The organism is Conexibacter sp. SYSU D00693 (genome assembly GCF_017084525.1).
Lineage (GTDB): Bacteria > Actinomycetota > Thermoleophilia > Solirubrobacterales > Solirubrobacteraceae > Baekduia.
The window spans coordinates 341,847-364,755 of the sequence record NZ_CP070950.1 but is presented as its reverse complement, the minus strand read 5'-3'; the positions used below and the strand labels follow the sequence as shown (position 1 = coordinate 364,755).

Annotated in this window: 18 protein-coding genes and 1 pseudogene; 8 read left to right on the top strand and 11 right to left on the bottom strand. The window is 76.0% G+C overall.

Annotated elements, in window-relative coordinates; translation table 11 throughout:
* Window positions 1–24 precede the first annotated feature (24 nt).
* Window positions 25–357, top strand: a complete 333-nt coding sequence (locus JUB12_RS01835; protein ID WP_205697913.1) for a multidrug efflux SMR transporter — start codon at window positions 25–27, stop codon at window positions 355–357.
* On the opposite strand, the gene JUB12_RS01830 is transcribed toward JUB12_RS01835, so the two are convergent.
* Window positions 354–1,415 carry a trans-acting enoyl reductase family protein gene (locus tag JUB12_RS01830; RefSeq protein ID WP_205697912.1) on the bottom strand — a complete coding sequence of 354 codons (1,062 nt, stop codon included), beginning with the start codon at window positions 1,413–1,415 and terminating at the stop codon, window positions 354–356. The two genes, JUB12_RS01835 and JUB12_RS01830, sit on opposite strands and share 4 nt — an antisense overlap.
* Window positions 1,416–1,483: 68 nt before the next feature.
* Between JUB12_RS01830 and JUB12_RS01825 the strand changes: the two genes are divergently transcribed.
* Window positions 1,484–1,723: a hypothetical protein gene (locus JUB12_RS01825; RefSeq protein WP_205697911.1), complete on the top strand. Its 240-nt coding sequence runs from the start codon at window positions 1,484–1,486 to the stop codon at window positions 1,721–1,723.
* Here JUB12_RS01825 and JUB12_RS01820 read toward each other — a convergent pair.
* Window positions 1,720–2,652 carry a LysR family transcriptional regulator gene (locus JUB12_RS01820; protein ID WP_205697910.1) on the bottom strand — a complete coding sequence of 311 codons (933 nt, stop codon included), beginning with the start codon at window positions 2,650–2,652 and terminating at the stop codon, window positions 1,720–1,722. The two genes, JUB12_RS01825 and JUB12_RS01820, sit on opposite strands and share 4 nt — an antisense overlap.
* Before the next feature lie 70 nt (window positions 2,653–2,722).
* On the opposite strand from JUB12_RS01820, the gene JUB12_RS01815 reads away from it, so the two are divergent.
* From JUB12_RS01815 to JUB12_RS01805, 3 genes and pseudogenes are all read left to right on the top strand, one after another.
* Window positions 2,723–3,523, top strand: coding sequence for an SDR family NAD(P)-dependent oxidoreductase (locus tag JUB12_RS01815; protein ID WP_205697909.1), 801 nt, complete (start codon window positions 2,723–2,725; stop codon window positions 3,521–3,523).
* A gap of 166 nt (window positions 3,524–3,689) precedes the next feature.
* Window positions 3,690–3,914 (top strand): annotated as a pseudogene (locus JUB12_RS01810) (response regulator transcription factor); the annotation flags it as partial.
* A 36-nt stretch (window positions 3,915–3,950) separates the two neighbouring features.
* Window positions 3,951–4,616 carry a potassium channel family protein gene (locus JUB12_RS01805; RefSeq protein ID WP_205697908.1) on the top strand — a complete coding sequence of 222 codons (666 nt, stop codon included), beginning with the start codon at window positions 3,951–3,953 and terminating at the stop codon, window positions 4,614–4,616.
* On the opposite strand, the gene JUB12_RS01800 is transcribed toward JUB12_RS01805, so the two are convergent.
* On the bottom strand, window positions 4,613–6,661 hold the full coding sequence (locus JUB12_RS01800) for a CocE/NonD family hydrolase (RefSeq protein WP_205697907.1): 2,049 nt from the start codon (window positions 6,659–6,661) through the stop codon (window positions 4,613–4,615). The two genes, JUB12_RS01805 and JUB12_RS01800, sit on opposite strands and share 4 nt — an antisense overlap.
* Before the next feature lie 34 nt (window positions 6,662–6,695).
* Window positions 6,696–7,769 carry a non-homologous end-joining DNA ligase gene (gene ligD, locus JUB12_RS01795; RefSeq protein WP_205697906.1) on the bottom strand — a complete coding sequence of 358 codons (1,074 nt, stop codon included), beginning with the start codon at window positions 7,767–7,769 and terminating at the stop codon, window positions 6,696–6,698.
* A 152-nt stretch (window positions 7,770–7,921) separates the two neighbouring features.
* Here ligD and JUB12_RS01790 point away from each other — a divergent pair, with 152 nt between their 5' ends.
* The gene (locus JUB12_RS01790) at window positions 7,922–11,200 is read left to right on the top strand and encodes an MMPL family transporter (RefSeq protein WP_205697905.1); all 3,279 of its coding nucleotides are present in this window, start codon (window positions 7,922–7,924) and stop codon (window positions 11,198–11,200) included.
* 6 nt (window positions 11,201–11,206) lie between these two features.
* Here JUB12_RS01790 and JUB12_RS01785 read toward each other — a convergent pair whose 3' ends face one another.
* The gene (locus JUB12_RS01785) at window positions 11,207–11,851 is read right to left on the bottom strand and encodes a class I SAM-dependent methyltransferase (protein WP_205697904.1); all 645 of its coding nucleotides are present in this window, start codon (window positions 11,849–11,851) and stop codon (window positions 11,207–11,209) included.
* A 62-nt stretch (window positions 11,852–11,913) separates the two neighbouring features.
* On the opposite strand from JUB12_RS01785, the gene JUB12_RS01780 reads away from it, so the two are divergent.
* On the top strand, window positions 11,914–12,141 hold the full coding sequence (locus JUB12_RS01780) for a hypothetical protein (RefSeq protein ID WP_205697903.1): 228 nt from the start codon (window positions 11,914–11,916) through the stop codon (window positions 12,139–12,141).
* On the opposite strand, the gene JUB12_RS01775 is transcribed toward JUB12_RS01780, so the two are convergent.
* A complete protein-coding gene (locus tag JUB12_RS01775) occupies window positions 12,114–13,544 on the bottom strand; it encodes an MFS transporter (RefSeq protein WP_205697902.1) in 1,431 nt (476 codons plus the stop codon). The two genes, JUB12_RS01780 and JUB12_RS01775, sit on opposite strands and share 28 nt — an antisense overlap.
* An 85-nt stretch (window positions 13,545–13,629) precedes the next feature.
* On the opposite strand from JUB12_RS01775, the gene JUB12_RS01770 reads away from it, so the two are divergent.
* Window positions 13,630–14,034: a PaaI family thioesterase gene (locus tag JUB12_RS01770; protein ID WP_205697901.1), complete on the top strand. Its 405-nt coding sequence runs from the start codon at window positions 13,630–13,632 to the stop codon at window positions 14,032–14,034.
* A gap of 59 nt (window positions 14,035–14,093) precedes the next feature.
* Here JUB12_RS01770 and JUB12_RS01765 read toward each other — a convergent pair whose 3' ends face one another.
* From JUB12_RS01765 to JUB12_RS01745, 5 genes are all read right to left on the bottom strand, one after another.
* Entirely contained in the window at window positions 14,094–15,761 is a 1,668-nt protein-coding gene (locus JUB12_RS01765) for a helix-turn-helix transcriptional regulator (protein WP_205697900.1), read from the bottom strand.
* Window positions 15,762–15,835: 74 nt separating this feature from the next.
* Window positions 15,836–16,660 (bottom strand): class I SAM-dependent methyltransferase, encoded by an 825-nt coding sequence (locus tag JUB12_RS01760; protein ID WP_205697899.1) that lies wholly within the window; start codon window positions 16,658–16,660, stop codon window positions 15,836–15,838.
* A 140-nt stretch (window positions 16,661–16,800) separates the two neighbouring features.
* Window positions 16,801–19,260, bottom strand: a complete 2,460-nt coding sequence (locus JUB12_RS01755) for an OmpL47-type beta-barrel domain-containing protein (protein ID WP_205697898.1) — start codon at window positions 19,258–19,260, stop codon at window positions 16,801–16,803.
* A gap of 127 nt (window positions 19,261–19,387) precedes the next feature.
* Window positions 19,388–22,345 carry a helix-turn-helix transcriptional regulator gene (locus JUB12_RS01750; RefSeq protein WP_205697897.1) on the bottom strand — a complete coding sequence of 986 codons (2,958 nt, stop codon included), beginning with the start codon at window positions 22,343–22,345 and terminating at the stop codon, window positions 19,388–19,390.
* A gap of 35 nt (window positions 22,346–22,380) precedes the next feature.
* A complete protein-coding gene (locus JUB12_RS01745; RefSeq protein ID WP_205697896.1) occupies window positions 22,381–22,872 on the bottom strand; it encodes a VOC family protein in 492 nt (163 codons plus the stop codon).
* Window positions 22,873–22,909 lie beyond the last annotated feature (37 nt).

The following is a 22,909-nucleotide window of genomic DNA, read 5'->3' as shown; positions in this document are numbered from 1 at the left end:
TGTCACCGACATCCGGAGATCGTCATGACCTGGCTCGCGTTGTTCGCCGCAGGCGCCCTCGAGGTCGTCTGGGCGCTCGCCCTCAAGAAGTCCCACGGCCTGACCGCGCCGGCCCCGACCGCCGTCTTCGTCGTCGCGGCGATCGGCAGCGTCGTCCTGCTCTCGCTGGCCCTGCGCTCCCTGCCCGTCGGCACGGCCTACGCGATCTGGACCGGCACCGGCGCGGTCGGCACCGCGCTCGTGGCGATGGCGCTGCTCGGCGAGCCGGCGACGCCGTCGCGCTTCGCGGCGATCGGGCTCATCGGCGTCGGCATCGTCTGGCTCGCGCTCGTGACCGAGCACGGAGCCGCGGCCTAGGGCGCCCGGTACGTCACGCCCGCGGGCGCCAGCGCGTCGAGGAAGCTGCGCGGGTCGAACGCCTCGCTGGGCGCGGCGCCGCCGGCCTTCTTGGCCTCCCCGCGCGCGAGGCGGGTCGCCGCCTCGACGGTGATCGTGCCGGTGACGCCGTAGACGTCGGGACCGCTGACCGTCGCGCGACGGCCGGCCGGGCGGGCCTCGGCGGTCACGGTCCAGCGCACGCTCGCGCGGCTCTCCTCGCTCGGGCCCTCCGGGAGCCGGTCGATGGCCTTGTCGAGCAGCGCACGCAGCCGCTTGGAGCGGAAGGCCAGGGCCATGGGCGCGGAGAGCAGCGGCGTCGCGCGCTCGAGGGCGGGATGCGGCGCGACGGTCGCGCTCGTCAGCAGCGTCGTGACGGTCCTGGCGCTCGTGTGGCGGGGGACCGTGACCGCTTCGCCGCTGGGGTAGCGCGACATGCGCCGCCGGCCGATGGGCGCGTCGAAGTCGAAGGTCAGGCCGAGCGGCTGGCGCCAGTCGCCCTCCCCTAGCATCAGCAGCGCGCTGCGCGTCGTCCCCCGGGTCGCGCGGAACGCCTCGACGGCGTAGGCGACGACGAGCTCGTCGAGGCGCTCCTGGCCCTCGGCGGCAAGGTGCGCGATGAGGTCGCCTGGGAGGTAGTCGAAGCCGATGCCCGGCACGAGCGTCACGCCCTGGGCCTCCGCTCGCGGCCCGTGGCGCTCGAGGACGAGCTGGATGAACGGCGTCTCGCCCGTCGTGTCGACGTAGTGGCAGCCCGCGTCGATCGCCGCCTCGACCACGGGCTCGCCGACCTCGAGGAACGGCCCTGCGCAGGAGATGACCGCGGCGCACCCCTCGAAGGCGGCGCGCAGGGCCGCCGGGTCCGTGTTCGCGGCGGCCCGCGCCTCGAAGCCGTGCTGCGCGGCGAGCGGCTCGAGGTTCGCCGCACTGCGCCCGCACAGCACCGCGGGCACGCCGCGCCGGGCGAGCTCGGCGGCGACGAGCTTGCCGGTGAAGCCGGTGGCGCCGTAGACGGCGATGGGTCCCTGGGAGGCGATCATGACGGGGGCGTCAACCTACTGGGCGAGCTGGCGTGCGGGCGATCGCGGCGGCGGGTACGCCAGAGGCGATGGGCAAGCAGACCACGAAGAAGCTCGCGAGGGACCTCCACCGCCGCGGGCTGCGCACGAAGACGGCCAAGCGCGCCGCGAAGGCGCTGACGGTCGCGCGCACGACGCGCGAGCCGACCGACGAGGCGCGCGTGCTCGCCGCGCAGCTGCGGGCGCTGGCCGACGAGCTCGAGCACTCGACCGTCGGGGTCGTCGGCGAGCACGCCGAGCCCCAGCGCTCCGCGCGCGCCGCGGCCTAGCGCGGACCCCCGGAGACCAGCGCGCCACCCTCCGCGCGCAGCGCGCGCACGAGCGCCGCGAGGCCCGGCGAGCGGTCGGGCTGGGTCACGGCGAGCGCGCCGCGACGCACCGCGCCGGGGTCGTCGACGTCGAGCAGGACGATGCCGGCAGGAACGACGGGAGCCAGGACCTCCGGGACGACCGCGACGCCGAGGCCGGCCGCGACGAGGCCCAGGCGCGTCGACCACTCGCGGGTGGCGAAGGCGGTGCGCCGCGGCACGGCGGAGGCGGGCCACGCGCCGAACTGCGGGCCGGCCGCCGAGAGGTCGCCGGTGACCCACGGCTCGTCCTCGAGCTCGTCGGGCCGCACGGTCGCGCGCCGGGCCAGGCGGTGGCCTTCGGCGACCGCGACGAACATCCGCCCCTCGAGGAGGACGTCGGTCTCGAGGCCGTCGAGGTGGGGGTCCTCGAGCCCGTGGCCGGTCGCGATGACCGCGCATGCGAGGCGTCCGGCGCGCAGCCGGCGCACGAGGGCGGGCGTCCCCGCCTCCGAGAGGCTCACCTCCACACCCGGGTGCTGGGCGGCGAGCCGGGCGACCGCCCGGGGGACGAGCGCGGCCATCGCGACCGGGATGGCACCCAGCGCGAGCCGGCCCTGCACCTCGTCGCGCAGGCCGGCCAGCGCGAGCTGCGCCGCGCCGACGCGGTCGAGGATGGCCTCGGCGTGGCGCAGCAGGAGCTCGCCCGCCGGCGTGGGCCGTACGCCGCGCGGCAGGCGTTCGAACAGCGGCGCTCCGACCGCCTGCTCGACCGTCGCGACCTGCCGCGAGACCGCGGACTGCGTGTAGTCCAGCGCGTCGGCCGCCGCGCTGAACGACCCGGACGACGCGACCTGGCGCACGACGCGCAGGCCGGTGAGCGACAGCTCGGGCAGCGGTTCGGCAGCCATGCGCTACAAGCATGGCATCCGTGCGAAGTCCTCGTCGACAGCATGCCGTCCCGGACCTACCGTGGACCTCATGCAGACGAAGACGTGGTTCATCACCGGCGCGTCCCGCGGCCTCGGCCGCCTGTGGACCGAGGCGGCGCTCGAGCGCGGCGACCAGGTCGCGGCCACGGCCCGCGACGCCGCCGCCCTCCAGCCCCTCGCCGAGCGCTTCGGCGGGCGGGTCCTCCCCCTCACCCTCGACGTCACCGACCGCGACGCCGCGTTCGCCGCGGTGCAGCAGGCCGTCGCCCGCTTCGGCCGCCTCGACGTCGTCCTCAACAACGCCGGCTTCGGCCACATCGGCATGGTCGAGGAGCTGCAGCCGGAGGAGGTCCGCGCGCAGCTCGAGACGAACCTGCTCGGGACGCTCTGGGTCACCCAGGCCGCCCTGCCGACCATGCGCGAACAGGGCCACGGCCACCTCGTGCAGGTCACCAGCGAGGGCGGCGTGCGCGCCTTCCCGGAGTTCGGCGCCTACCACGCGTCGAAGTGGGCGGTCGAGGGCCTGAGCGCGTCGCTGGCCCAGGAGGTCGCGGCGTTCGGCATCAAGGTCACCTGCCTGGAGCCCGGCCCCTACGCGACCGGCTTCGCCGAGAGCGCGCACCTGAGCCCGCGCATGGCGCAGTACGACGGCGTCCGCGAGGCGCTGGCCTTCGAGTGGGACCTCGGCGACCCCACGAACACCGCCGACGCGCTGCTGCAGGTCGTCGACAGCGAGGACCCGCCGCGCCAGGTCCTCCTGGGCCGCTCGTTCGAGGCCATCGAGCGCCAGCACCAGGAGCGCCTGGACACCTGGCGCGCGTGGCAGCCGGTGGCGCTGGCGGCGGCCTAGGGGCTGCCGTGGGTCGGTGGGTGCCGACGGAGCCAGCGGTGGTGGCGTCCCGCCCGGGGCCATCGGAGCCGACCGACCGCGACCCTGCTCTCCGGCGCGATAGCGCGCCTCAGGACAGGGTCACGGTCCGCCGGCGCCCCTCCCGCCGGCCAAGGCGGCCGACGTCGCGCCGCTGATCGTGGAGGCCTACGGGCTGACCGAGCGCGAGCTCGACGTCACGCGCGCCATCGCCCGCGGCCTCGGGACCGGCGAGGTCGCGGCGCAGCTCGGCGTCTCGCCCCACACCGTGCGCGACCACGTGAAGTCCGTCTTCGAGAAGGTCGGCGTGTGCAGCCGCGGCGAGCTCGTCGCGAAGGTCTTCGCCGAGCACTACGCGCCGATCGCCCACTAGGGCTGCGCCGTCCGCGGCCGGGGCTACCTTGCCGCGGTGCGCGACTTCTTCCGCCAGCAGCCGTCGGCCACGCTCCTGGCCGCCCAGCTGGCCGGGATCCTGCTCTACCCGTTCATGAAGGACAACGACGCCGGGCGGGCGCTGTTCAGCCTGTTCGGGATCCTCATCCTCGGGCTCGTCATCCGGATCGTGCGCAGCAAGCCCGGCGTCACGCACGTCGCGCTGGTGGTGGGCACGCCCGCCGCGGTCCTGCTGCTCATCCAGGCGGCGACGCGCAGCTCCGAGCTGCTCCCCTACTCCTCGGCGCTCGAGGCGATCCTCTACTTCTACGTCGCGGGGCTGCTCATCGCGCACCTGGTCGGCGACCCGCACGTGACGCGCGACGACCTGTTCGGGATCGGCGCGACCTTCACCCTGCTGGCGTGGGCGTTCGCCTACGCGTTCGTCGTCTGCCAGGCGATCGAGCCCGGGAGCTTCATCGCCGCGACCGAGGGCGAGCACCGCACGTGGATCGAGCTGCTGTTCCTCAGCGTCACGACGCTCACGAGCACCGGGTTGAGCGACGTCGTCCCGGTGCAGCCGTTCGCCCGCGGGCTCGTGATGGTCGAGCAGCTCGCGGGCGTCGGCTTCGTCGCGGTGCTCGTGTCGCGGCTCGTCGCGCTGACCGTGGTCGCGCGCGAGCACGAGCACCACGGGCGCTAGCGCCGGCGCAGGACCAGCGCCGCCGACCGCGCCCGCAGGACGGTCCGGCCCCGCGTGGCGGTGACGTGCGCCCGCACACGCCCGCGTCCGCGGGGACGCACGCGGACCGTCGCCCGGAACGCACCCACCTTCGCCGTCACCGTCCGCCGGCCGATCGTGCGGGTGCCCTGCCGGACGGCGATGCGCACGCGGAAGCCCGTCGGCGCGGTGCCGTGGACGACGACCCTCCGCGTCGAGCGCCGGGAGAGCCGGACGACGAGCCGCGGCGTCGCGGCGCGCTTGGGCCTGGCCGAGGTGGCGGCCGCGGCGGGCGGCGGCGTCTGCGCCGGCGGGACCGGGAAGGCCGCGTCGGTCGCGGCGGCGAGCGTCTCGCCGTCCACGGTGAACGGCGCCCGCTCGCGGTAGGCCTTCAGCCGCTCGGCCGGCTCGCCCGGCAGCGCGGCCTCGCGCGTGTGGCGGAGGAACGGCAGGCGCAGGGTCGCGCCCCTGACGCGGACGGTCTGCAGCGTCGGCACGTGCAGCCACCAGTCCATGTTCGAGCCGGTGACGAGGACGCCGATCCGGTGCCCGGCGGGGAGCTTCCAGTCGTTGCCGTACAGGGCGAGGTCGTGGCGGCCGCTGCGGTCGATCCGCCGGGCGTTGCGCGACACGAGCGTCGCGCTGCCCGCCGGGTCGACGTCGTAGAGGTCGACGACGAGGTTGGCGAACGGCCGGGAGACCGCGACGTCGGCGCTGAAGCGCGGGACGCCCGCGAGGTGCGCCGCGTGGGGCAGCGGCGGGCTGACCGTCCAGACGCCCCGACCCCGACCCGCCAGCAGCCCCTGCGCGGCGACCTCGGACGTGCCGGCGTTCATCGCGTCGTCGACGTAGCTGCCGTCGCGCAGCGGCGCGACGACGTCCGTGGCGTCAGCGGGCGGCCACGCCGGCTCGGCGCGCCAGCCGCCGTCGCTGGACTGGACGACGACCGGCGGGTCGCGGTCGACCGGCGCGTCGACCAGCGGCACGTCGCGCACGTGGTGGTCGAAGAAGCGCATGACCTCGTCGAACCAGCCCTGACGGCCCATCTTGAGCTTGCCCTCCGCGTCGACGTCGTTGCCCCGGACGTGGTCCCACATCCCGAACCACGCGCGCTTGGGGCCGCCGTAGGCGCTGAAGAAGTCGAAGCTGCCGTCCGGCTTCGTGTTGTTCTCGAGGAAGCCCTGGGTCAGCAGCAGCGGGACCTTCGCGGCGGGCGCGCGGCGAATGAGGTCGCGGGCCTTCCAGAACGGCGCGTCGTGGACGTCGCTCTGCTGGGCGAGGTAGTCGCCGGGGTAGCAGGCGACGCTGCCGGCGTTGTTGAGCAGGACCTGCGACGAGTCCTGCAGGGCGAAGCCGGTGGCGTCGATGGCGATGTACAGCGCGGGCGTCAGCAGCGAGTTGGTGTAGCGGACGCCGTCGGCGTAGAGGTAGCGGTACAGGTCGTAGACCGGCTCCTGGGAGACGACCGCCGCGAGGCCCTTCGGGTTCGAGACGCCGCCGATGAGCCCCGTGACGCCGTCGTAGCTCTTGCCGTACATGCCGACCTTGCCGGTCGACCACGGCTGGGACGCCGCCCACTCGACCGCGGCCTTGACGTCGGCCTGCTCCCCCGGCCCGCCCCAGTCCAGGCAGCCGTTCGAGCCGCCGAAGCCGCGCAGGTCGACCATGAGGAACGCGTAGCCGCGCTCCATGAGCTTCGCGCCCTCGACGACGTCGCGGAAGCGGTCCGACGGGCCCGGGGTGCCCAGCGGGTCGTAGCTCGTGCCCTCGACCGGTCCGGCCGGCCCCGTCTGGCCGGCATGGCCGAAGTACGGGCCGATGGACACGATGACCGGGGTCCTGGCGTCCTTGGGCAGGCCCTTGGGGCGCAGCAGGTCGTAGTGCAGCGTCGTGCCGTCGGCCTGGCGGATGAAGCCCTGCGTCCAGGTCGCCCCGGGCGGCGTCGAGAAGCCGGCGTGGGCGGCCGCCGGCACGCTCGCCAGCCCCGCGAGGACGAGGCCGATGCAGCACACCAGACGCCGGAGCATCGGCACATGATGGCGGCCGGCGGGCCGCCCGGCCTCACTCCTGCCCCGGCTGCTGCTTGGCCCGGCTGGGCTGCACGCGCATGGGCTCGCCCGGCATCTTGGGGTACTCGGGCGGATAGGGCATGTCGGTCAGGCCCTCGGCCTCGTCGCGCTCGTACAGCTCCAGCAGCCGTTCCAGCGAGTGGGCGACGTCGTCGATGGCGGCGTGGCGGTCGCCGACCTGCGCGAAGCGCGCGGGCATCGACGCGACGGTGAAGTCCTCGGGCGCGACGTCGTCGAGCTCGTCCCAGGCGAACGGTCCCGACACCGGCGCCCCGGGCTTCGGGCGGATGGAGTACGCCGAGGCGATCGTGCGGTCGCGCGCGTTCTGGTTGTAGTCGACGAAGATCCGCTCGCCGCGCTCCTCCTTCCACCACTTCGTCGTGACCTTGCCGGGCGCGCGGCGCTCGAGCTCGCGGCCGAAGGCGATGGCGGCGTGGCGGACGTCGGTGAAGGTCCAGCGCGGCTCGATGCGCACGTAGATGTGGATCCCGCGCCCGCCGGAGGTCTTCGGGAAGCCCACCATGCCGAGGTCGTCGAGCAGGCCCTTGGCCTCGTGGGCCATCGCCACGGCGTCCTTGAAGTCGGTCCCGGGCTGCGGGTCGAGGTCGATGCGCAGCTCGTCGGGGTGCTCGACGTCGCCCTTGCGCACGGGCCACGGGTGGAAGGTGATCGTCCCCATGTGGGCGCACCAGGCGACGACCGCCAGCTCGGTCGGGCAGATCTCGTCGGCGTGGCGGCCGGAGGGGAACTGGATGCGCGCCGTCTCGACGTACTCGGGGGCGCCCCGCGGGATGCGCTTCTGGTAGAAGGCGTCGTGGCCCCGGGGGTCCTCGCGCGTCGCGAGCACCATGCCGGGATGGACGCCCTTGGGCCAGCGCTCGAGCGTCGTCGGGCGGTTGCGCAGGGCGCGCAGGATGCCGTCGCCGACGGCGATGTAGTACTCGGCGACCTGCAGCTTGGTGACCTCGGGCGTGCGGTCGGTCGCGGGGAAGATCACGCGGCTCGGGCTGCTGACGCGCACCTCGCGCCCGCCCGCCTCGACCATCGCCTCCTCGGCCTTCGCCATGGCGTGCAGCATCGCGGACGGCGGGGTCGCGGCGTGCAGGAGCGCTGTCGCCGCCGCCCGTCGCGGACGGTGTCAAGTGGCGGACACCCGCTGCCGATACGACATCCGTCCAGTGGCGCAAGGGCCACTGCCTCTGACCGGGAGTCCGTCTCGTGCCCCATCTCCGGATGGACGGCGTCCGCCGTCCTGCGACCACGCCTGCCCGCTTCGCCGCCCGCCGTCCCCGCCTGGCGCTGCTGGCCTGGCTGCTCGTGGCCGGCGTCCTCGCGCTCGTCGGGCGCGACGTCGGCTCGGCCCTGCACGGCACGAGCGTCCGGATCGGCGGATCGGAGTCCGCGAAGGCCCGCTCGCTGGCGGCGTCGACGTTCCAGGACGAGGCGACCGTCCCGGTCCTGCTGCAGGGTCCGGCGAAGGCCGTGGACGCGCAGGGCCGCGCGCTGGTCGCCCGGCTGAGCCGTGAGCGCGGCGTGCTCGTCATGTCGCCGTGGAGCGCCGGTGCCGCGGCCTCCACCCCGCTGCGCCCGGAGCCCGGGACGGTGCTCGTGATCGCCTCGGTGACCGGGTCGGCCGACGCGGTGCGCACGCGCGCCCGCGAGGTCGAGGACCTGGCCCGCAGGGCGGTCCACGGTCCCGTCCAGGCCCACGTCACCGGCCTGGACGCCGTGAGCCGCGACGGCGTGCGCAGCTCCCTGCGCGCGGTCCACCGCGCCGAGCTGATCGCGCTCCCGGTCCTCCTGCTCGTCCTGCTGCTCGTCTTCCGCGCGCCGCTGGCCGCCCTGCTGCCCGTCGCGTTCGGCGCGACGACGATCCTGGCCTCCACCGGCGTGCTGCGGCTGCTGGCCGGCGTCCTCGAGCTCGACGCGTTCGCGACGTCGATCGCGACGATGATGGGCCTCGCCCTCGCCGTCGACTACGCGCTGCTGGTCGTCTCGCGCACCCGCGAGGAACGCGCGGGGCTGGCGCCGGGCGACGACCCGGCCCTCGCCGTCCACCGCGCGGCCGCGCCCACGTCGCGGACGATCGTCGTCGCGGGCGCCGCGATCGTCGTCGCCATGGCGGCGGCGGCCGCGCTGGCCCCCGGTGCGTCGGTCCTGTCGGCCGCCGTGGGCGTGAGCGCCGTGGCCGCGCTGAGCGCGCTCGGCGCCGCCCTGGTGATGCCCGCGGCGCTCGTCCTGCTCGGGGACCGGCTCGACCTCGGCCGCCGCCGCGTCCCGGCGCGCGAGCCGCGTGCCGGGCGGGTGCCGGGCCGCGGGGCCGCCGCCGTCGTCGCGCTGGCGCTCCTGGCGCTGTCCGTGCCCGCCTTCGGCCTCGACACCGCCGCCCCGGGGGCGGGCGCGCTGCCCGACGACAGCCGCGTGCGCGCCGACACCGCCGCGGTGACCGAGGCCCTCGGAGCCGGCTGGTCCTCGCCCTTCGAGCTCGTCGCCGTCGCGCGGACCGAGACGATGACGACGCCCAAGCGCCTCGCCGCGCTGCAGCGCCTGCAACGCCGGCTCGAGCGCGACCCGGAGGTCGCCGCGGTGCTCGGCCCGGGCACCATCGCGCCCCAGGCACGCCGGCTGCGGCGCGCGGGCCAGGCCGCCGTCGACGGCCAGCGCAAGCTCACGCGCAGCCTCCAGGGCCGCACCCGCAAGCTCGCCGACGTCGACCGTGGCGTGAGCACCGCGGCCAGCGGCGCCGCCGCGCTCCAGGGCGCCCTGAGCTCCGCCGGCAGCGCGGCGGGCTCGCTGGACAGCGGCTCGCGCAAGGTCGCGGGCGGCGTGGGACAGCTGCGCGGCGGCATCGACGGGACCGCCGCGGGCGCCCGCCGTCTCGCGCGACGGCTCTCGGACGCCGGCAGCGGGTCCAAGGACCTCGCCTCGGGCGCCGGCCGGGCCGCCACGAGCGCCGGCAGGCTGCGCGACGGCCTGCAGGCGCTGCGCACCGCGCTGACCTCCGTGCGCGCGGCCGGCAGCGAGCTCGAGGCGCGCCTGCGCCGCCGGCGCGACGCGGTCGTCGCCGTGCGCGACAAGGCGCGGGCCCAGGACCAGCACATCGCCACCGCGGTCGACGAGCTCGAGCGCGCGCTGCCGACCTCGGGGGTGGCGGCACTGCGCTCGCGGGTGGCGCTCAGGAAGGTCCGCGACGCGCTGGCCCAGGCCGACGCGCCGGGCGAGCTGTCGGCCTCGGTCGACGCGCTGGACCGCGACGCGCGCTACGCCGGCGTCCTGTCGGCGGCGGTCCCGGGCGCCGAGGTCAACCGGCTGGCCACGGGCGCCGCGCGGGTGGTCGCCGGGCTGGGGTCCCTCAAGGGCGAAGTGTCGGCCCTCGGTGGCGCCGTCAGCGCGCTGGCGGGCGGCAGCGGCGAGCTCGTCGAGGCGCTCCAGCGGCTGGGCAGCGGCGCCGAGGACCTCGGCGCGGGCGTCGAGCGCCTGCGCGACGGCGCGGCGGTCCTGCGCACGGGCGTCGGCGACGGCGCGCGCACCGCGGGGTCGCTGAGCCGCGGCCTGGACGCGGCGCGCAGCGCGGCCAGCGGGCTGGGCGGGGACGCCGCACCGTCGGGCGGCGGCGCGCGGGCGACCCCCGGCGACGCGGCCAAGCCGAGCTTCTTCGAATCCGGCTACTTCCTGCTGGCGGCCCTGCAGAGCGAGGGCAAGAGCCCGTACGGCGTCGACGTCGCCCGCGGTGGTCGCGGCGCGCGGATCCTCGTCGTCCCCCGCCACAGCCCGGACGACCCGCGGACGATCGCCCTCTACGACCGCCTGCGCGGGACGGCCGCCGGCCTGCGGTCCTCGATCGGCGCCGACGCCGCGGTCGGCGGCCCGGCGGCCCTGCTGCTCGACTACGACCAGCGTGCCGATGCGCGCCTGCCCGTGCTGGTCGTGGCGCTCGCGCTGCTCACGGCGGTCCTGCTCGGCGTGCTGCTGCGCTCGGTCGTGGTCCCGCTGATCGGGATCGCGCTGAACCTCCTGACCGTCGGCGCGTCGCTCGGCCTCCTCCAGCTCCTGTTCGCCGGCGACGACCCGCTGCTCGGCGGCCCGGGGCACCTCGACGCGGTCGCGGTCACCGCCGTCTTCGGGATCATCTTCGCGCTGTCGATCGACTACCAGGTCTTCATCGTCGCCCGCGTGCGCGAGGAGTTCCTGCGCACGGGCGACGCGTCCCGGGCGGTCGCCGTCGGCCTGGCCCGCACGCGCGCCGTGGTCACCGGTGCGGCGCTCAGCATGCTCGGCGTCTTCCTCGCCCTCGGGCTCGCCGACATCGCGACGCTGCGCCAGTTCGGCGTCGGCCTCGCGATCGCGGTGGCGCTCGACGCGACGGTCGTGCGGCTGGTCCTCCTGCCGGTCTGCCTGCGCGCCGCCGGTCGCTGGGCCTGGTGGCTGCCGGGCCGTCCGCACGTGGCGGGCCCGCAGGACGGGACCCTGCGGGCGCAGCCGGCGTCGGCGGGCTAGCGCCCCTCAGAGCAGCGTCGGCGCGCGGTCGCGCGCGCCGACGGCGACCGCCGCGACCTCGTCGCGCGCGAAGCGCCAGGCCGTCGCGGTCTCCCATCCCTCGAGGACCGCGCGCTCGCCGGGACGGTCGATGTCGTCGAGCACGACCGTCGCGCCGTGCGCGAGGCGGTCGTCGAGCGTCGTCAGCGCGGGCGCGCGACGGTGCTCGTCGCCCGGCAGGTAGGCGGGCGGCCCGTCGACCAGGAGCAGGTCGATGGCCATCGGCAGGTCGTCGAGCGCCGCCTCGGCGTACCACGGCGGGTCGCCGTCGAGCGGCGCGTGGACCACGCGCGCCCGGTCCTGGAGCGCCTCACGGCGCAGGAGGTCGTGCACCCGCTGCGCCCAGCCCTCGTCGTGCTCGAGGGCGACGAGCTGCCCCGCCTCGCGCTGGCGCAGGAGCCGCGCGAGGACGACGGTGCTCATCCCGCTGCCGCACTCGACCACCGCCCGGCGGTCGCCGAGCACGACCTCGTTGCACGCCCGCACCAGGGCGGCCGGCCGCAGGGCGCCCGAGCTCCAGGGCAGGTACGGGCCGGCGTCGAGCAGCGGGCGCAGGACCTGCCACGCCTCGAGGTCCGCCGGGTGGTGCGGGACGACGCGCGGGCTGGGCACCGGCGCGAGCCTAGGCGGCGTCGGGGGCGGCGTCGTGAACGGCTTGCGCGAGACTGCCGCGCATGGACGACGCGGTGCGCGCCGTGCGGGACGACCTCGGGGCGCGGGACTGGGACGGCCTGCGCCTGCGGCTGCACCCCTACCTGCACTGGCAGCTGCCCGACGGCCGCGTCCTGCGCGGGCGCACGAACGTGCTGGCCGAGCTCGCGAAGCGCCCGGAGGCGGGCGAGCCGGCGCGGGTCGAGCTGCGCGACGGGCAGGTCTACCGCTGGATGCTCGACGGCTCCTGAGCGATGGCGTCGCCCGGCAGGACCCAGGCGACGACGGCGGCGAGGAGGCAGAGCCCGCCGCCGATCGCGAAGGTCTTGGCGTAGGCGTCCGGGGTCGGCACGTCGGCCCCGCCGTCGAAGGCACGCAGGAGCGTGATGGCGAGGCCTGAGCCGATCGAGAACCCGACGTAGCGGGTCACCTGGTAGAAGCTCATCGCGCTGGACGTCTCGTGGTGCGGGACGTGGTGGACGACGAGTCCCGGCATCGCCGCGAAGGTCAGGCCGAGGCCCGCACCGACGATGCCCATCGTCACGAAGGCCTGCCACAGGTGGTCGCCCGTCGCGGCGAAGAAGACCATGGCGACGGCGATGGCGGTCGCGCCGGCCGGGATCGTCCCGCGCTCGCCGACGACGCCGCGGACGGCGGGCAGCAGGCGGCTCGACGCCGTCGACATGACCGAGAGCGGGACGAGCGTGAGGCCCGCGACGAAGATCGACTCGTCGAGCATCGAGGGCAGCTGCACCGCCTGGGTGATGAGCGCGATGCCGAGGTACATCGCCACGCCGAGCACCAGGCCGGTGACGTTGGCGGTGAGCACGGCGCGGTGGCGGACGAGGCGCAGCTCCACGAGCGGGTGGTCCACGCGCAGCTCGTGGGCGGTCCACCAGGCCAGCAGGGCCGCGGCGGCGGCGAGCAGGCCGAGCGTGGAGGCGCTCCCCCACCCCCAGTCCGGCGCCTTCTCCAGCGCGAGCAGCAGCGCGAGCACGCCGGCGCCGATGAGCGCGGCGCCGCGCGCGTCGAGCGGCCCGCGGGGCGTCGACGACGTGGGCGCGGGGACGAACAGCACGGCGAGGACGAGCGCCCCCGCGCTGGCGGCCGTCCCGAACCAGAAGGCCGCGGAGGCGTCGGCGTACTCGGCGATGAAGCCGGTGATCGGGTAGCCGAGGCCGACCCCGACCGCCGCGACGACGCTGAGCACCGCGATGGTCGAGGCGGCGCGCGCGGGCGGCAGGTGGTCGCGGGCGGAGGCCATCGTCAACGGCATCAGCGCGAGGCCGAGGCCCTGCAGCGCGCGGCCCGCGACCAGGACGCCGAGCGTCCCGGCCAGCGCCGCGAGCGCGCCGCCGGCCGTGACGAGCGCCAGCGCCCCGACGAGGACGGTCTTGCGGTGCGGGCCGTCCCCCAGCCGGCCGAGCAGCGGTGAGGCGACCGCGCCGACGAGGAGCGTCGCGGTCAGCGACCACTGGGTGGCGCTGAGGCTCGCGCCCAGGTCCTGCGCGATGGTCGGGATGAGCGGCGCGCCGAGCGAGCTGATGACCGACACGACGAGGCCGATCCCGACGAGCGCCGGGACGAACGCGCGCTCGTGGACCTCGGGGGCGGAGGCGACGGGCGGGTCCGAGACGGCGGCGAGCGAGCTCATCGAGCCTGATCCAGACTAGCGAACCACATAGTCGTCCTATGTTCCGGCCGGGCACCACAGCCGCCGTCCCGCGAGACTTCCCTGCGTGAGCGTGGACAGCGACGGCGCCGACGACGGCAAGGTCGGCCCCTTCAGCGCCCTCTTGGGCTTCAAGCTCGTCGAGGCGCGGCCCGAGCGGGTCGTCCTCGAGGCGACGCCCGGACCGGAGCACGCCAACGGCGGCGGGATCGTCCACGGCGGCTACCTCACGGCGCTGCTCGACTCCGCCAGCGGCTGGGCCGTCCACACGAACGTCGAGCCCGAGGTCCGCGCGCCCCACACGCACCTCAGCGTCCAGTACGTCCGTGCCGCCCTCGTCGGCCGGCCGCTGCGCTGCACCGGCACCTGCGTGCGCGCCGGCGGTCGCGTCGCCGCCGCCGAGGCCGAGGTCGTCGACCCCGAGCGCGGCGTCATCGCCCGCGCGGTGACGACGCACGCGCTGCTGCGCTGACCCGCACGCGTCGGCGGCGGCGGTGACCGGCGCCAGGCGCCGGGGCGCCGAGCGGCTCGTCAGCCGGCGGCACCGGCCACGCCCGCGCGCGCCGCGTACGCCGCGGCCTCGGCGCGGTTGCGCACGCCGAGCTTCATGAGGATCCGGGAGACGTGGTGGCCCGCGGTCTTCTCGCTGATGACGAGCCGCTCGGCGACCTGGGCGTTGGTCATGCCGAGGGCGAGGAGGTCGAGGACCTCCTGCTCGCGGCGGGTGAGCTCGCCGGCGACGCGGGCGCGCGGGGTCGTGCCGGGGGCGCCGAGGTCACGCAGGACGCCGGCCGCGGCGTCCATCGCCCGGGCGGCGCCGAGGTCGCGGAAGGTCTCGAAGGCCGAGCGCGCCTCCTCGAGGGCGAGGTCGGGCGCGGCGACCGCGGAGGACCGTGCGAGCTCGAGGCGCGCCTCGGCGGACTCGAAGGGCATCGCCAGCGCGGAGAACCCGGACAGCGCACGGCCGGCGGCATCGGCCGCCTCGTCGCCGCGTCCCAGGGCACGAGCCACGCGAGCGCGCGCCAGCGCCGCGCGGGCCCCGATCAGCCGGATGGACGTCGTCGCGGCGAGCTCCTCGAGCTCGGCCGCCGCCGCGCCGGCGCCCGCCAGGTCGCCCGCCTGCAGCAGCGCGTCGACGAGCGGCGCCAGGAGCTGGGACGCGCGGACCGCCTGCTCGCCGGCCGACCGCAGACCACGCGACAGCAGCCCCGCCGCCACCTGTGGCCGCCCCTCGGCGATGCGCAGCAGCGCCAGCGCGCGCAGCGACTCGGGATGCTCCTCCCGGCCGGACAGCAGGCGGGCCGCGTCGAGCAGCCGCCCCTGGCGCACGCGCAGCTCGGCCATCGTCGCCTGCGTGGGCACGCCGAGCTCCGGCAGCTGACGCGCGTGCGCGACGCCGGTGCGCATCGCGCTCTCGAGCTCGTCCTCCGCGGCGACCCACCGGCCCGTCGCGAGCAGGACGTTGGCGTGGTCGGTCCGGCACGCGGCCAGCAGCGGCAGGGTCCCGTGGGACACGGCGAACTCCGCGACGACCTCGTACCACTCGTTCGCGCGCTCCCACTCCCCCGCCCCGGTGCACGCGAAGAGCAGGTTGCAGTACGCCTCGGCGAGCGTGTGGACGGTGCGCATCGCGCCCGACGCGGCGGCCGCCATCGCCTCCTCGAGCAGCGTGAGGCCGTCCTCGCGACGGCCCGCGAGGACGACGGCGCGACCGAGGATGCTCAGCGCGAAGACCTCGAGGTCGCCGTCGCCGACGCGGCGGCCGATCTCCATCGCCCGCCGGGCGTGGACGACCTGCTCGCGCACATCGCCCTCCTGGCGGGCGCGCTCGGCGGCGACCCAGCCGTGACCGGCGCACGACCCGACGCCGTCGAGCGCGCGCTCGGCGCGCGCGAGCCAGCCTCGTGAGGCCGACGCGCGGCCGCCGAGCAGGTGCTGGTGGGCGACCCAGACCGCCACGCGCGCCGCGTCGTCGCAGCGCCCCTCGGCCACGAGCCCGTCGAAGGCGTGGCCGCGGCGGGCGATGGCCTCGTCGACCTCACCGAGCATCCAGAGCGCCTGGCCGAGCCCGTCGTGGGCGTCGGCGCAGTCCCCGGCGGCGAGCGCCGACTCGAAGGTCGCGCGCGCGGCGGCCCACTCCGCGCGCTCGAGCGCGCGGCGTCCCTCCAGCAGCTCCTCGCCCCGGTGGGCCGCCGTCATGGGGCGATGATCCACCGCCGGGCCTCGTCGCACAAGGCGAGGAGCCCGGCGGCCCTGGAGGGCGGGAGGCCGTACTAGCGCCGCGTGGCGACGGTGAGCAGGTACTCCTTCTCGAAGCGCGCCTGCTCGGCGGTGCCGCGGTTCCACTCCTCGCAGAACGCGTCGATGGCGGCGTCGAACTCCTCGGCGCGTCCCTCCTTCTCGGCGTTGGCCCGCGCGGAGATCGACGGCCCGTAGAACGAGCGGAAGTGCACGCCGTAGTCTTGCGCGCGCGTGAACGCGTCGATCTCGAGCACCTCGCGGCGCTGCGAGCGGATCTCCACCCGGTTGCCGAACAGCCCGGCGAAGTGCTCCTCCGTGCCCCACAGCGGCGGCGGCTGGGCGCCGGGCGGGGGCGGCGGCATGAACGGCTTCATCGTCGCGAACAGCTGGCCGAGCATGCCGTCGCGCGTCCAGCTGAGCACGCCGATCGTGCCGCCGGGCTTGCAGACCCGGACGAGCTCGTCGGCCGCGGCCTGGTGGTGGGGCGCGAACATCACGCCGATCGACGACATGACGACGTCGAACGACGCGTCCTCGAACGGCAGGCGCTCGGCGTCGGCCGTGACCCACTCGAGGTCGAGGCCCTGGGCCTCGGGCCGGGCGGCGCCCGCCTCGAGCAGCTCCGGCGTCAGGTCGGACGCGACGACGCTGGCGCCGGTCTGCGCGGCCGGGATGGACGCGTTGCCGGTGCCGGCGGCGACGTCGAGCACGCGCTGGCCGGCCTGGATCCCGCACGCCTCGACGAGGCGCGGGCCGAGGGGCAGCAGGAAGGTGCTGACCATCTTCGGGTAGTCGCCCGACGCCCACATCGCGCGGTGCTTCGTCTTGAGCTGCGTGTCCTGCACATCGACTGCCATGGGTTCCCCCTGTGGTCTGGTGGTGCGGAGCATGGTGGCCGTGCCCCGCACCTCGCACATCGGGAGGACGCCCTATTCGCAGGGGGAGCCCCGCCTGGGTGGCGGGGCTCCCCGTGTCCTGCGTCCGGCGCGGCGTGCCGCTAGCGCACGGCGACCCGGGCGGATGGGCCGGCGGGCTCGCGGTTGCCGGCGCGGTCCGTGGCGCTGGCCTGGACCAGCCAGTCGCCCTTCTTGGGCGGCCGCGGCGCGCTCCAGGTGCAGCGCGCCTCGTCGCGGGGGCAGACGACCTGCGCCTGCACGGTGACCGGGTCGCGCTTGGCGCCGAACTGCGGCGTCAGCGTGAGGGTCACCCCACCCACCCCCGACGTGGCGTCCGTCGCGGTGCCCGTGAGCTCCTCGCCCAGGCGCAGCGCGAAGGTCCCCCGCGGCACGTCGATCGTCGACGACGGGGCCGTCCGGTCGACGCGCACGTCGATCCGGAACGTCTCACCGTCGTTGCCCGCGAAGTCGGTGGGCTTGTAGCTCACCGTCGTCGCGCCCTCCTCGTCGACCACGAAGTCGGTCACGTCCTCGTCGACCGTCGTGGTGGACGCCCCCTGGGCCCCGGAGACCGTCCGGGTGAACGACTTGACCCCGGCCAGCGCGTCGAGGCCGGTCGCCCGCACCGTCACCGGCTGGTTGTGCCAGCCCGCCGCGTTGAACGGCGTGAGGACGTCGCCCTTCGCCGCCGGCGTGGTCTTGTCGATCATCACGAACGCCGTCTGCTCGGCCTCGACGTTCTGCGCCTTGTCGGTCGAGCGGAACTTGATGACGTGGACGCCCTCGTCGCTCAGGACGATCGGACCGGTGACCGGCTGGAAGCCGCCGAGGTCGACCGCCGCCTCGATCGCGCTGACGCCGCTGCCGCCCGCGCCGTCGTCGGCGGTGAACGTCACCGACACGTCGGTGTTGTTCCACCCGTCGGCGTTGGCCTGCGGCGCGCGGTGGATCGTCGTCGTCGGCGCCGTGCTGTCCGGGCCGGCGATGAGCTTGTCCATCTCGACCGTCAGCTCCTTCGAGGGCGGCGTGGTCCCGCCGGCCGGGATGCCGGCCTCCGGGTTCGTGCCGCCGCCCACGCCGCCGCGCTTGAACTGCAGGCGCGACCAGTCCGACGTGCTGCCCTTCAGCACCGTCTGGCGACCGTCGCCGTTGGTGTCGAAGCCCGTCGTGGCCTCACCGCCGGACGCGCAGCTCCAGTCGATGGGCTTGAGCGTCGCGACCTGCACGCTCGTGAAGCCGCCCCCGCCGTCCGGGCAGCGGTGGCCGGTGCCGGTCGTGCCGCCGTCGGGCCCGAGCGAGATGCCGTCGGCCTCCTTGGCCTTCGTCTCGTCGAAGTCCGGCGTGTCGATCCGCGAGTAGTCGAAGGCCTGCTGGCCGCCGCGCGGGTAGCCGTTGGTCTGGAACAGGTAGTTCATGACCGACGGGAAGTTCGGCTTGAAGCCGTCCTCGTCGGGCAGCTCCTCGTCGGCGCCGCCGTGGCTGAGGCCGAGCGTGTGGCCGAGCTCGTGCATGAACGTGCCGGCCTGCTCGTCCTCGCTGCCGACCCCGCCGGTCCAGCCGCCGAGCGAGACGATGAAGCCCCACGGGACGCCGTAGCCGCTGGTGTTGTCCCACTCGGTGGCCATGGTCGTCGCGTTGACGCGCGACGGGACGATGTGGCTGGGCGCGATCGCGTAGTGGAAGATCCCGGCCCGGCCGGCCCCACCGAGGCGGTCGCGCACGTCGTCGTAGAAGTTCGTCAGCGAGTACCCCGGCTCACGCCAGCCGGTCAGGTAGCCCTCCGACCAGCCGACGCTGCCCGCCCTGGAGAGCGAGCCCCACGTCGGGCCGCCCGGCTCGATCGTCGAGTCCGGCCCCTGGTCGACCACGAGGTTGATGCCGGGCCGCGAGGCGCCGGGCCACGTGCGCGGCACCTGGTCGTAGGCGCGGATGACGCGGTCGATCGCCGCCTGGCGCAGGCGCTGGTCGTGCGCGGCGTCCTGCATCCAGTCGAGGTGGACGAAGACGTTGGGACGGTCGAGCTCGACGCCCATCTTCGGCAGGTCGATGAACTGCGGGCCGGCCGGGCCCGCGGGGTCGACGGTCACGCCGTTGCGCTTCCAGTCGTCGGGGATGCCGTCGCACGTCGCCGACGAGCAGGAGAACTTCAGGTTCAGCCGCGCCTCGTCGCCCTCGGAGCCCGTGCGCACCGCCTGGTAGCCCTCCGGCGACTGCTCGCGGTACTCGCTGACGCCGACGTACGGGTTGTCGTAGTGCAGGCGCAGCAGCTGCTTGCTCGTCGCCAGCGTGTACTCGAGCACGAACTCCGTGCCGGTGGCCACGCCGCACGAGCGCGAGTTGATGTTCACCGTCGCGCCGGCCTCGATGCGCGACGGCGGCGAGCCGGCGCCCCAGCAGCCGTGCTCGAGGTCCTGCTTGGTCAGGTCGAGCGCCTGGTCGGAGGTGTTCTGGAACACCACGTTGATCTCACGCGCGTTCTCCGCGTGGGCGAGGCCCGGCGTGCCCGCCAGCCCCGCGATCGCGCAGGCCAGCGCCAAGGCCGCCCGCTTGGTCCCCTGCATGTCTTCCGCCCCTTCAGTCGTGGTCCGGGCGCCGGGAGGTCGCCCGTGCCGACGAGCTTCGTCCCCGGTCGGCTCGGGCGCATTGGGAGACCTCCCAATGTGCAGGCGGGCTGGATCCCTGTCTTGGCTACGGATCCGGCAGGAGGCCCAGCCGGTGGGCCAGCGTGGCCGCCTCGACGCGGCCCCGGACCCCGAGCTTGCTCAGGATGTTCGAGACGTGGGCGCCAGCCGTCTTCTCGGTCACGAACAGCGCCTCGGCGATCTCGCGGTTCGTGTGGCCGGCGCCGACGAGTTGGAGGACCTGCAGCTCGCGGGGCGTCAGGCCGTGGCGGTCGTCGGAGGTCGCGGCCGGCGCGGCGTCGCGCTCGGCGAGGTCGACCCGCGCGCGGCGGGCCAGGCCCTCCACCTCGCGGGCGAGCGCCGTCGCCCCCGTCGCGCGCGCGACGTCGCGCGCGGCGAGGAGCGCGCTGCGGCCCTCCTGCCCGCGGCGGGCGGCGAGCAGCGCCTCGGCGTGGCGCCAGCGCGCGCAGCCCAGGCGGAACGGGTGCCCCGCGGCCTCCCACGCCTCGACCGCCGCCGCCCAGGCCTCCACCTCGCCCGTGCCGGCCAGGCGCGCGGCCTCGGCCCGGCAGCTCTGGGCGAAGGCGACGGTGACCGGCGAGACGAACAGGCCGCCCGGGCGCCGGGCCGCGGCGACGAGCTCGTCGGCGCGGCCCACGAGCGCCCCCACCTCGAGGCCGGCCGCGTCCTCGCGCCGCTGGCTCGCGTCGGCCGCCGTCCAGGCCCCGAGCCACAGCAGCGGTGCGCCGAACCACGCGTCATCGGCGTCCTCGAGCCGCCGCAGGCCGTCCTGGACGGCCGCGGCGGCGCCCGCGACGTCGCCCTGCCACAGCGCCAGCTCGGCGCGGGTGGCCGCGTGGACCGACCAGAACTGCGGGTCGACCACGCTGGCCATGAGCCGCCGCGCGGCCTCGACGTGCTCGGCGGCCGACAGGACGTCGCCCCGGCCGACCTCGAGCCGGGCGCGGCAGAGGCGCAGCTCGATCGCCGCCATCTCGACCGGCGAGCGGTCCTCGGCCGTGGCCAGCAGCGCATCGGCCTCGGCCCAGCGCCCGAGGGCGAGCAGGGCCGTGGCGGCGTTGACCTCGAGGGAGACGCCGTAGTCGCGGGCCAGGCCCAGCGGCTCGATGCGCCGCTGGCCCTCGAGCGCGACCTCGAGCGCCTCGTCGAGCTGGTTGAGCGGGCCGCCCAGGAGCTCCGAGAGGTTCTGGTAGGCGCGGCCCAGGTCGTCGAGGTCGCCCACCTCGTCGGCGATGGCCAGCGCCGCGCGGAGGTGCTCGACGCCCGCCGCAGGGTCGCCGAGGAAGCCCTGCGCGCAGCCCATCGAGTTCAGGGCGTGGCCCTCCTCGGCCCGCGCGCCGACGGCGCGGGCCACGCGGATCGCGTCCTGGCAGCAGGCGACCGCGTCCTCGAAGCGCGCGAGGAGCATGAGGCTCTGGCCGTGGGCGGCCAGGACCCGGGCGCGGGCCGGCGAGGGCGGGTCGGCGGGCACGAGCTCGAGCGCCCGGTCGTAGGCCGATCGGGCGGCCTCGCTGTCGCCCGCCGCCCACAGGTAGCGCCCGAGGCGCTCGTGCAGCAGGCCGGTGGCGCGCGGATCGGCCCGGGAGATCGCCGAGCGCATGAGCGCCGCTGCCCGCGCGTGGTCGCCGGCGAGGTTGGCCGCCTCGGCCGCCTCCCGCGCCAGGGACTCGCGGTCGGTCCCCGTGCGCTGCGCGGCGTCGGGCACGCCGTCCCAGAGGTCGAGCGCCCGCTCGAGGTGGGCCTGGGCCTCGGCGAAGCCCCAGCGCGCCTGCGCGGCACGCCCCGCGACGACGGCCGCCTCGAGGGCCCGCGCCGCGTCGTGCGCCGCCCACCAGTGGTAGGCGAGCTCCCCGACGGCGACGGCGGGATCGCCCGCGAGCTCGGGGCGCTCGCTGAGCGCGGCGCCACAGCCCACGTGCAGCTCGCGGCGCTCGCCCGGGAGCAGCTCGTCGTACACCGCCTCGCGCAGCAGGGCGTGGCGGAAGGCGTAGCCGTCATCGCCGTCGGCGACGAGCAGGTGGTGGGCGACGACCTCGCGCAGCGCCTCCCGGCGGTCGGCCGCCGGCAGCGGGCAGACGGCGTCGAGCAGCGCGACGGGCACGCGCCGGCCCGCGACGGCGGCGTGGCGCAGGAGCTCCTGCGCCCCGGGCGAGCGGTGCTCCACGCGCGCGAGCAGGATGTCGCGCAGGGTCGAGGGCAGCTCGCCCTCGCCCTCCTCGCCGGCGGCCAGCAGCTCCTCCGCGAAGAACGCGTTGCCCTCGGAGCGGCTGAAGACCGCCTCGACCAGCGCGGGGTCGGGCGGCGCCCCGGTCAGCCCGGCGAGCTGCTCGCCGACCTCCGCCCGCGAGAACGGCCCGAGGTCCAGGCGCTGGGCGACGCGGGCGCGGTGCAGCTCGGCCAGCAGTGGCCGGAGCGGGTGGCCGCGATGCAGCTCGTCGGCGCGGAAGGTCGCGACGAGCAGCAGGCGCTCGGTGCGCACGCTGCGGACGACGAAGCTGAGCAGGTCGCGGGTCGAGCGGTCGGCCCAGTGGAGGTCCTCGACGACGAGCACGAGGGGCGCCCGGTGGGCCAGCCGGCCCAGCAGCGCGAGCAGGAGCTCGAAGAGCCGCCCCTGGGCGGAGGCCCCGGCGGCGGGCGCCGGTCCCGCCTCGTCGCTCGCGAGCTCGGGCAGGATCCGGGCCACCTCGGGCCCGGCGCCGGCGAGGAGCTCCGCGCGCGCCTCGTCGTCGAGGTCGGCCGCGTAGGCGCGCAGCGCCTCCACGAAGGGCCACAGCGGCAGGCCGCCGTCGGCCACGTCGACGCAGCCGCCGAGCAGCGCGATGGCGCCGGTCGCCCGGGCCCGCTCGAGCAGCTCCCGCGTCAGACGCGTCTTGCCGACGCCCGCCTCGCCGCCCACCAGCACCGTCTGCGGGCGGCCGGCCGCGGCGTCGGCCAGCGCGGCCTCGAGCCGCTCGAGCTCGAGCCCCCTCCCCACGAACCGCGAGCTGGCGATGGCCACCGGCACGGTGGCCGAACGCTAGCCCGTGACGCGCGATCGCACTAGGCGGCGACGGCCTCCCCGTCCGCGGCGCGGCGCAGCGCCGCGACGTCGAGCTTGGTCATCGACTCCATGGCACGGAAGGCGCGGGCGGCCCGCTCCTCGTCGCCGTCGGCGAAGAGCTCGTCCATGCCGGCGGGCACGACCTGCCACGACACGCCGAAGCGGTCGGTGCACCAGCCGCACGGGCCCTCCTTGCCGCCGTCGGCGGTGAGACGCTCCCAGTAGAAGTCGACCTCGGCCTGGTCGGCGCAGTGGACCTCGAAGGAGATCGCCTCGTTGAACTTGAACTGCGGCCCGCCGTTGATGCCCACGAACTTGTGGCCGTCGAGCTCCCAGGAGACGGTCATGACCGACCCCTTCGTCCCGGGGCTGCCCGCCGGGTAGTGCGTCTTGCCGGTGATCCGGGCGTCCTTGAAGACCGAGACGTAGAACTCGGCGGCCTCCTCGGCGTTGCCGTCGAACCAGAGGTTGGGGGTGATGCGTGTCGTCATGCCCGTTGAGACGACGCCGACCGCCCGGACTCATCGG

What these genes read in the sequence shown, in the direction of transcription:
- JUB12_RS01835 (WP_205697913.1), top strand. Translation starts at nt 25, where the DNA reads ATGACCTGGCTCGCGTTGTTCGCCGCAGGCGCCCTCGAGGTCGTCTGG.
- JUB12_RS01830 (WP_205697912.1), bottom strand. Translation starts at nt 1,415, where the DNA reads ATGATCGCCTCCCAGGGACCCATCGCCGTCTACGGCGCCACCGGCTTC.
- JUB12_RS01825 (WP_205697911.1), top strand. Translation starts at nt 1,484, where the DNA reads ATGGGCAAGCAGACCACGAAGAAGCTCGCGAGGGACCTCCACCGCCGC.
- JUB12_RS01820 (WP_205697910.1), bottom strand. Translation starts at nt 2,652, where the DNA reads ATGGCTGCCGAACCGCTGCCCGAGCTGTCGCTCACCGGCCTGCGCGTC.
- JUB12_RS01815 (WP_205697909.1), top strand. Translation starts at nt 2,723, where the DNA reads ATGCAGACGAAGACGTGGTTCATCACCGGCGCGTCCCGCGGCCTCGGC.
- JUB12_RS01800 (WP_205697907.1), bottom strand. Translation starts at nt 6,661, where the DNA reads ATGCTCCGGCGTCTGGTGTGCTGCATCGGCCTCGTCCTCGCGGGGCTG.
- ligD (WP_205697906.1), bottom strand. Translation starts at nt 7,769, where the DNA reads ATGGCGAAGGCCGAGGAGGCGATGGTCGAGGCGGGCGGGCGCGAGGTG.
- JUB12_RS01780 (WP_205697903.1), top strand. Translation starts at nt 11,914, where the DNA reads ATGGACGACGCGGTGCGCGCCGTGCGGGACGACCTCGGGGCGCGGGAC.
- JUB12_RS01775 (WP_205697902.1), bottom strand. Translation starts at nt 13,544, where the DNA reads ATGAGCTCGCTCGCCGCCGTCTCGGACCCGCCCGTCGCCTCCGCCCCC.
- JUB12_RS01765 (WP_205697900.1), bottom strand. Translation starts at nt 15,761, where the DNA reads ATGACGGCGGCCCACCGGGGCGAGGAGCTGCTGGAGGGACGCCGCGCG.
- JUB12_RS01760 (WP_205697899.1), bottom strand. Translation starts at nt 16,660, where the DNA reads ATGGCAGTCGATGTGCAGGACACGCAGCTCAAGACGAAGCACCGCGCG.
- JUB12_RS01755 (WP_205697898.1), bottom strand. Translation starts at nt 19,260, where the DNA reads ATGCAGGGGACCAAGCGGGCGGCCTTGGCGCTGGCCTGCGCGATCGCG.
- JUB12_RS01745 (WP_205697896.1), bottom strand. Translation starts at nt 22,872, where the DNA reads ATGACGACACGCATCACCCCCAACCTCTGGTTCGACGGCAACGCCGAG.